Source organism: Streptomyces fuscigenes, from assembly GCF_021556455.1.
Taxonomy (GTDB): Bacteria; Actinomycetota; Actinomycetes; order Streptomycetales; family Streptomycetaceae; genus Streptomyces; species Streptomyces fuscigenes.
In genome coordinates, this window is sequence record NZ_JAKGCV010000297.1 from 1 (window position 1) to 6965 (window position 6965).

Below are 6965 nucleotides of genomic sequence, written 5' to 3' on the forward strand. Positions count from 1 at the left end.
GTACGCGGGCCGCGCGCCCTCGCGGCGCGCGCTGCCGGCGCCGCCGCCGCGCCCGCCCGTGACGGCGCGCGCGGCGGCCCGTGCCCTCGACAGGCCGCCGCGCCCGTGCCGCCGGGGTCAGCCGGTGACGCTGCCCGAGCCGTCCTCCAGGTGGCCGACGAAGCGGCGCGACCAGGACGCGTCGCCGTCGAGCCGGACCGTCAGGTCGTACCAGCCGTCGCTGCGGCCCAGCGGGTCCACCGTGTGGGTCGCGTGGCCGCGCGCGGGGACGTGGTAGGTGACCGCCCGGTCCTTGAGGTACTGCTCCGAGCGGACGGTGAACGTCACCGCCTTGTGGCCGTCGTTGGTCAGCCGCAGCTCCAGCGCGGGCCGGGACGCGTGGCCGTGGCCCGCCTGTGGGTAGGACGCCACCGCCTGCGCCGTGGCGCCCGCGGTGTCGACGTCGCCGGTGAAGTGGCGCAGGAAGCGGTTCGGACCGAGCACGGTGATGTCGTACGCGGTGTCCTCGCCGTCCTTGCCGACCGGGGCGGTGCCGGACACGGTGCGCGAGGCGTCCTTCGACGCGTCGACGGTGTACTGGCCGGGGAACTTCGCCGGGTAGTCCGCCGGGGAGGGCGAGTCCGCGCGGTTGTTGTAGACGGAGAAGTGGCTGGCCCGGCCGACGTGCGCGCCGCCGTTGGCGAACTCCAGCTTCGCCGTCGCGGCGCCGCCGCCGCGCGTGAACCCGACCAGGTTCGCGTTCGGCTGGTAGGGCAGCGGGCGGGCCTTCTTCGTGCCGCCCTCCTGCTTCGGCATCCGGTTCGTCGTCACCGGCGGGTCGTAGCCCGTGTCGTCGCCGATCGGCTCCAGCCCGGGCAGCCGGGGCAGGCCGTAGACGGGCGAGCCGAAGTCGAAGGCGCCGGTGAGGTCGCCGCAGACCCGACGGCGCCAGGCGCTGATGTTCGGGCTGAGGGCCGGCTTGCCGAGCGCGCTCGTCCACTTCTCCATGAACTGGATCACGGACGTGTGGTCGGAGACCTCCGAGGTGACCCAGCCGCCGCGCGTCCACGGCGACACCAGCAGCAGCGGGACGCGGAAGCCGAGGCCCACGGGCATCGGCGCCGTGAAGCCGTACTGCGACAGGTCGGTGCCTGCGACGAACTCGTCGTGCTCGCCGGGGGCGGGCACGGGCGGCGGCACGTGGTCGAACTGGCCGTCGTTCTCGTCGAAGTTGATGACGACGAGCGTCGAGTCGAAGACGTCGCGGTCCGCGTTCAGCGCCTTGAGGACCTCGTGCACGTAGTAGGCGCCGTCGGTGGGGGCGCCGTCGGGGTGCTCGGAGTAGCGCTGGTTGGTCACGACCCACGACACCTGCGGCAGCGTGCCGGCCAGGACGTCCTTCTTGATGGCGAGGACCAGGTTGTCCGCGTTGCCGGTCTCCGGGTCGTTCGGCTCGGGGACGCTCGCGACACCGTTGTCGTAGTAGACGTTGCCGGGCGCGGCGGTGCCGCCCTGGCCCGGGTCGTGCTGGGCGAAGGTCTTGAAGTACTCCAGGCCGTTGTCGCCGTAGTTGTCGCTGCCCTGGTAGACCCGCCAGGTGACGCCCGCCTTCTGCAGCGTCTCGGCGTAGGACTCCCACAGGAGGTTGCGGCCGAGCTCGTCACCGCCGCTGTACGCCGTGTACGAGCCGTGCGCGTTGGCGGCGTCGATCGTGCCGCCCCACAGGTAGGTGCGGTTGGGGCCCGTCGCGCTGAGCACCGAGCAGTGGTACGCGTCGCCGATCGTGTACTCGTCCGCCAGCGCGTAGTGGAACGGCAGGTCGCGGCGGTCGAGGTAGCCGAGGGTCGTCGGGCCGCCCTTGCTGGCGTACCAGGCGTTCATCAGGCCGCCGTACCAGGCGGTGTGCTGCGACTCCCAGCTGTGGTCCGTCCCGCCGTAGTTCTGCGCGCCCACCTCCGAGCTGGGCGGCTGGTGGCCCGCCGGGTACGCGGAGGCCGGCGCGTCGGCGAGCCGCCACGGGTACTGCGTGCCGGCGAGGGGCTCGCCCGGCTTCGACATGGGCTGCTCGAAGACGGACAGGCCGCCCGGCAGTGTCGTGGTGGAGCGGTCCCCGAAGCCGCGCACACCGCGCAGGGAGCCGTAGTAGTGGTCGAAGCTGCGGTTCTCCTGCATCAGGATCACGATGTGCTTGATGTCGCGGAGGTCGCCGTGCGGCTTGGCCGGGGGCCTGTGCGACGCGGGCTCGGCCTCGGCGGCGGGCGCGGACACGCCGGCGACGGCGGCCGCACCGGTGATCGCGGCGGCCGCGCCGACGAAGCCTCTGCGGGACAGGTCAGACATGGGGCAGCACCTTCCGGAGGACTGGGGGGTGCTGCGAAACCTAGGGACCCGGTGCGGGCGTGTCGGAGACGCGGGCGTGAATAGCAGCGGAAATGATCACATTTTCCTGGTCATGTCGCCGTGCCGGTGGGGACGCGGGGACCGCGACGGGCGCGGCGCTGGGCGCGGGCGGGCCGCCGCGTCGGGCGTGCCACGTGCGCTCGGGCGCCGGTCCGGTCACGGCGGACGATCGGATGCCGGCCGGGTGCCGTGCGCTCAGGCCGTGCGGGCCGGCGGGCGCGGCGCCAGGCCCTTGAGCGTCAGCGCCAGCAGGCGGTCCGCCAGCTCCGGGTCCTCGGGCGTCTGCTCCGACGCCAGCGCGATGGCGTTCGTCAGCTGGAGCAGGTCGTCGATCGAGACGTCCTCCCGCACGGCCCCGGCCTGGCGTGCCCGGGCGAGCAGGGCGTCCCCCGCCGTGCGCAGCGGCACGTTGCAGCGGCCGAGCGCGGAGGTGTCGTCGTCGCGGTGGGCGGACATCAGCGCCCGCGACAGGCCCCGGTACTCACCGGCGTACGTCACGAAGGCCCGCAGCCACTCGACCAGGGCCCGGCAGGGGTGCTCGGCCTCGCCCAGCTCGCGGGCCCGGTCGAGCAGCGCGGCCACCGCGTCCTGGAAGACCGCGCTCATCAGCGCCTGGCGGTTCGGGAAGTGCCGGTAGAGCGTGCCGATGCCGACCCCGGCGCGGCGGGCGATGTCCTCCAGGGAGGTGTCCGTGCCGTGCTCGGCGAAGCCCGCGCGGGCCTCGGCCAGCAGCCGCTCGTAGTTGCGGCGGGCGTCCGCGCGCATGCCCCTGCGCGGCTCCGCCGTGGCCGTCCCCGTGCTCCTCGCCATCTGCCGCGTCCTCTCCTGCCCGCTGCCGCCCGGTTCTCGCGCGTCCGCCGCACGGCCGGGTGGGGACAAGGATGCCATCGGACGGCACCCGGTGCGGCGGACGCCGTGGCCGGCCGGTGCGGCCGGCCACGGGCGCCGGCCGGTCAGTCCTTGATCTCGCAGATCGTGGCGCCGGAGGTGACGGAGGCGCCGACCGCGGCCGCGAGGCCCTTGACGGTCCCCGCGCGGTGCGCGTTCAGGGGCTGCTCCATCTTCATGGCCTCCAGGACCACGATCAGGTCGCCCTCCTGGACCTCCTGGCCCTCCTCGACGGCGACCTTGACGATCGTGCCCTGCATCGGGGAGGCAAGCGTGTCGCCGGAGACCGCGGAGGCGGACTTCTTCGTGGCGCGGCGCTTGGGCTTGGCGCCCGCGGCCAGACCCGTACGGGCCAGGCTCATGCCGAGCGAGGACGGGAGGGAGACCTCCAGGCGCTTGCCGCCGACCTCGACGACGACGGTCTCGCGGCCCTCCTCGTCGGCCTCGCCGTCGGCGGAGGCCGCGGCGAACGGCGGGATCTCGTTGACGAACTCCGTCTCGATCCAGCGGGTGAAGATCGTGAACGGCTCGCTGGTGAACGCGGGGTCGGTGACGACGGCGCGGTGGAAGGGCAGGGCGGTGGCCATGCCCTCGACGCGGAACTCCTCCAGCGCGCGGGAGGCACGCTCCAGCGCCTGCTTGCGGGTGGAGCCCGTCACGATCAGCTTGGCGAGGAGGGAGTCCCAGGCGGGGCCGATGACGCTGCCGGTCTCGACACCGGTGTCGAGGCGGACGCCGGGTCCTGTGGGCGGGTCGAAGAGGGTCACGGTGCCGGGCGCGGGCAGGAAGCCCCGGCCCGGGTCCTCGCCGTTGATGCGGAACTCGAAGGAGTGGCCGCGGGGCGTGGGGTCGTCGTAGCCGAGCTTCTCGCCGTCCGCGATGCGGAACATCTCGCGCACGAGGTCGATGCCCGAGACCTCCTCGGTGACGGGGTGCTCGACCTGGAGGCGGGTGTTGACCTCGAGGAAGGAGATCGTGCCGTCGGCGCCGACGAGGAACTCGACGGTGCCCGCGCCGACGTAGCCGGCCTCCTTGAGGATCGCCTTCGACGCGGCGTACAGCTGCGCGTTCTGCTCCTCGCTCAGGAAGGGCGCGGGCGCCTCCTCGACGAGCTTCTGGTGGCGGCGCTGGAGGGAGCAGTCGCGGGTGGAGACGATCACGACGTTGCCGTGCTGGTCGGCGAGGCACTGCGTCTCGACGTGGCGCGGCTTGTCGAGGTAGCGCTCGACGAAGCACTCGCCCCGGCCGAAGGCGGCGACGGCCTCTCGGACGGCCGAGTCGTAGAGCTCGGGGATCTCCTCGATCGTGCGGGCGACCTTCAGGCCGCGGCCGCCGCCGCCGAACGCCGCCTTGATGGCGATCGGCAGGCCGTGCTTCTCGGCGAAGGCGACGACCTCGTCGCTGCCGGAGACCGGGTCGGGGGTGCCCGCGACGAGGGGCGCCCCGGCGCGCTGCGCGATGTGCCGTGCGGCGACCTTGTCGCCGAGGTCGCGGATGGCGTGCGGCGGGGGGCCGATCCAGGTGAGCTGGGCGTCGAGGACGGCCTGGGCGAACTCGGCGTTCTCGGAGAGGAATCCGTAGCCGGGGTGGACCGCGTCGGCGCCGGAGTCCTTGGCCGCCTGAAGGACCTTGGCGATGTCCAGGTAGCTGGCCGCCGGGGTGTCACCGCCCAGGGCGAATGCCTCGTCCGCCACCCGGACGTGCAGCGCGTCCCGGTCGGGCTCCGCGTAGACCGCCACGCTCGCGATACCCGCGTCCCGGCAGGCACGGGCCACACGGACGGCGATTTCGCCGCGGTTTGCGATGAGCACCTTGCGCACGATTGCTCCCTCCAAATAAAACAAGCTGAGTTTAGGGACTGCCGACACGGTCGTAAGACCTGTCCCCAATGGTGAGCTCGTCCACACGGAGCGTGATACGAGGTTCGCCCAGGTAACGAAATCCCTTGTGGCCCCACGGTACGCCGGGATTCTTACTCGCACAGTAGCGCCCTGATGTGGCCCAGCTCTCTGTTCGAGTGCCCTGCGCTCAATCGTGTTTCTTTGTAGGAACCCCATAGTGCCCCGCGTTCCGGCGGCGAGCCGGGCGCGAACCGCGGCGACCCTGCTCGAACTCTTGTCCCTCCGTTTACCGATGAGTAGCGTGCCCGGAGCGTTCCGTACTCGCGGTAACCGGAACGTCGGGGCTCGGCCGATCGGCCCAGCGCCGCCCGCCTGTTGGGGCACGGACGCCACCCGGGCGCCCGTCGCGGCCGCGACGGAAGAGCACCAGAGAAAACCAGAAGAACCAGAAAAACCAGAAGAACCAGAGAAAAGGGGTGGGCCACGTGGTGCGCCGACCGGTGGTGTGGGTTGCGTGGGTGACGGCGGCGGTCGTCCTCGTCGAGGCGGTGGTGCTCGTCGCGGTGGCCGCGCTGCTCTCCAGAGTCGTGGGCGCCCAGCACATGTCACTGGCCGGGCTGAAGCCCTCGGCGATGTCCGCGGGGGCGTGGGTGGGGTGCTCGCTCGCGGCGCTCTTCCTGCTGTTCTGTGCGGCGACGCTGGTCCGGACGGCCCTCGGGGACCGGCCGTTCGGCCGGGCCGGCCGGGTCCTGCTCATCGTCTGCGCGATCGCCCACGGAGTTCTCGGAGCCGTGGCGTCCGGTCTGCTCGGCTGGGCGGTCTTCGCGGTGCTGATGGTGGCGCTGGGGCTGCTGGTGTGGGTGCTGCTCGCCTACGGCGAGGACCGCGGGCGGCCCGCGGCGGAATCCGCCCCCGCGCCGCCCTCACACCCACAGGTCCGTGAGGGGCACATCCAGTTCAAGGAGAAGCCTGCGGAATAGGGGCAGCGACAGCCCGATCACGTTGGAGTGGTCGCCCTCGATGCCTTCCACAAAGGGAGCCGAACGGCCGTCGAGCGTGAAGGCGCCCGCCACGTGAAGCGGTTCGCCCGAGGCGACGTACGCGGCGACCTCCGCGTCCGACGGCGTCCCGAAGCGCACGGTCGTGGACGCCGTCGCCGCGGCGCGCCGCCCGCTCGCCGTGTCGATGACGCAGTGACCCGTCCGCAGGATCCCCGCGCGGCCCCGCATCGACTTCCAGCGGGCCGTCGCGTCCTCGGCGTCCACCGGCTTGCCGAGCGGCTGCCCGTCGAGGTCCAGCACGGAGTCGCAGCCGACGACGAGGGCGCCGGCGGCCGCGGGCCGCTCGGCGACGCTCGCGGCCTTCGCCTCGGCGAGGACCTGGGCCAGCTCGGCGGGGGTCGGCGCGAAGAGCGCGTCCTCGTCGACCCCGCTGACGATCACCTCGGGCGCGAAGCCCGCGGCCCGCAGGAGGCCGAGGCGGGCGGGGGACTGCGAGGCGAGCACGAGACGGCGGTTGTCTGTCATGCGACCGAGGCTAACGGCCGCCGGGAGCGCCGGTCACAGGAGTCCGGCCACCAGCATCGCCAGCACGATGGCGAGGCCGAGGACGACCCCCGCGCGCCGCAGCATCGTCTGGACGTCGCGCAGCTCCCTCGGGGGCTTGTCGTCGGGATCGGACCAGAGCATGCACTCGATGGTGCGTCCGGCTCCGGGTCCCGCGCCTGAGTACGCGTACTCACCGCGGCCGGGCCGGGTCCGCCGGAGCGCGCGCGACCGCCCCGCGCCCGCCGCGCGGCGCGGGCGTGCGGCGGGGCGGCCGGGACGTACGACCGGGCAGGACGGCCGGGGGCGTGCG

At 73.2% G+C, this 6965-nt stretch carries 6 protein-coding genes; 1 reads left to right on the forward strand and 5 read right to left on the reverse strand.

All coding sequences use genetic code 11. The annotated features are described in order from the left end of the window. Nucleotides 1–117 precede the first annotated feature (117 nt). The 3 genes from L1885_RS20480 to L1885_RS20490 form a co-directional block, all read right to left on the reverse strand. On the reverse strand, nt 118–2319 hold the full coding sequence (locus L1885_RS20480; protein WP_235798622.1) for a phosphocholine-specific phospholipase C: 2202 nt from the start codon (nt 2317–2319) through the stop codon (nt 118–120). A gap of 255 nt (nt 2320–2574) precedes the next feature. Next, nucleotides 2575–3189, reverse strand: a complete 615-nt coding sequence (locus L1885_RS20485) for a TetR/AcrR family transcriptional regulator (RefSeq protein ID WP_235798623.1) — start codon at nt 3187–3189, stop codon at nt 2575–2577. Nucleotides 3190–3332: 143 nt separating this feature from the next. Continuing rightward, entirely contained in the window at nt 3333–5087 is a 1755-nt protein-coding gene (locus tag L1885_RS20490; protein WP_235798626.1) for an acetyl/propionyl/methylcrotonyl-CoA carboxylase subunit alpha, read from the reverse strand. 506 nt (nt 5088–5593) lie between these two features. On the opposite strand from L1885_RS20490, the gene L1885_RS20495 reads away from it, so the two are divergent. Continuing rightward, nucleotides 5594–6088: a hypothetical protein gene (locus L1885_RS20495; RefSeq protein ID WP_308117362.1), complete on the forward strand. Its 495-nt coding sequence runs from the start codon at nt 5594–5596 to the stop codon at nt 6086–6088. On the opposite strand, the gene L1885_RS20500 is transcribed toward L1885_RS20495, so the two are convergent. Both L1885_RS20500 and mmpB read right to left on the reverse strand, forming a co-directional pair. After that, entirely contained in the window at nt 6032–6634 is a 603-nt protein-coding gene (locus L1885_RS20500; RefSeq protein WP_235798625.1) for a Maf family protein, read from the reverse strand. The genes L1885_RS20495 and L1885_RS20500 overlap by 57 nt on opposite strands. 33 nt (nt 6635–6667) lie before the next feature. Beyond that, nucleotides 6668–6796: a morphogenic membrane protein MmpB gene (gene mmpB / locus L1885_RS28955; protein WP_268984311.1), complete on the reverse strand. Its 129-nt coding sequence runs from the start codon at nt 6794–6796 to the stop codon at nt 6668–6670. Nucleotides 6797–6965 lie beyond the last annotated feature (169 nt).

What these genes read in the sequence shown, in the direction of transcription:
- L1885_RS20480 (WP_235798622.1), bottom strand. Translation starts at nt 2,319, where the DNA reads ATGTCTGACCTGTCCCGCAGAGGCTTCGTCGGCGCGGCCGCCGCGATC.
- L1885_RS20485 (WP_235798623.1), bottom strand. Translation starts at nt 3,189, where the DNA reads ATGGCGAGGAGCACGGGGACGGCCACGGCGGAGCCGCGCAGGGGCATG.
- L1885_RS20500 (WP_235798625.1), bottom strand. Translation starts at nt 6,634, where the DNA reads ATGACAGACAACCGCCGTCTCGTGCTCGCCTCGCAGTCCCCCGCCCGC.
- mmpB (WP_268984311.1), bottom strand. Translation starts at nt 6,796, where the DNA reads ATGCTCTGGTCCGATCCCGACGACAAGCCCCCGAGGGAGCTGCGCGAC.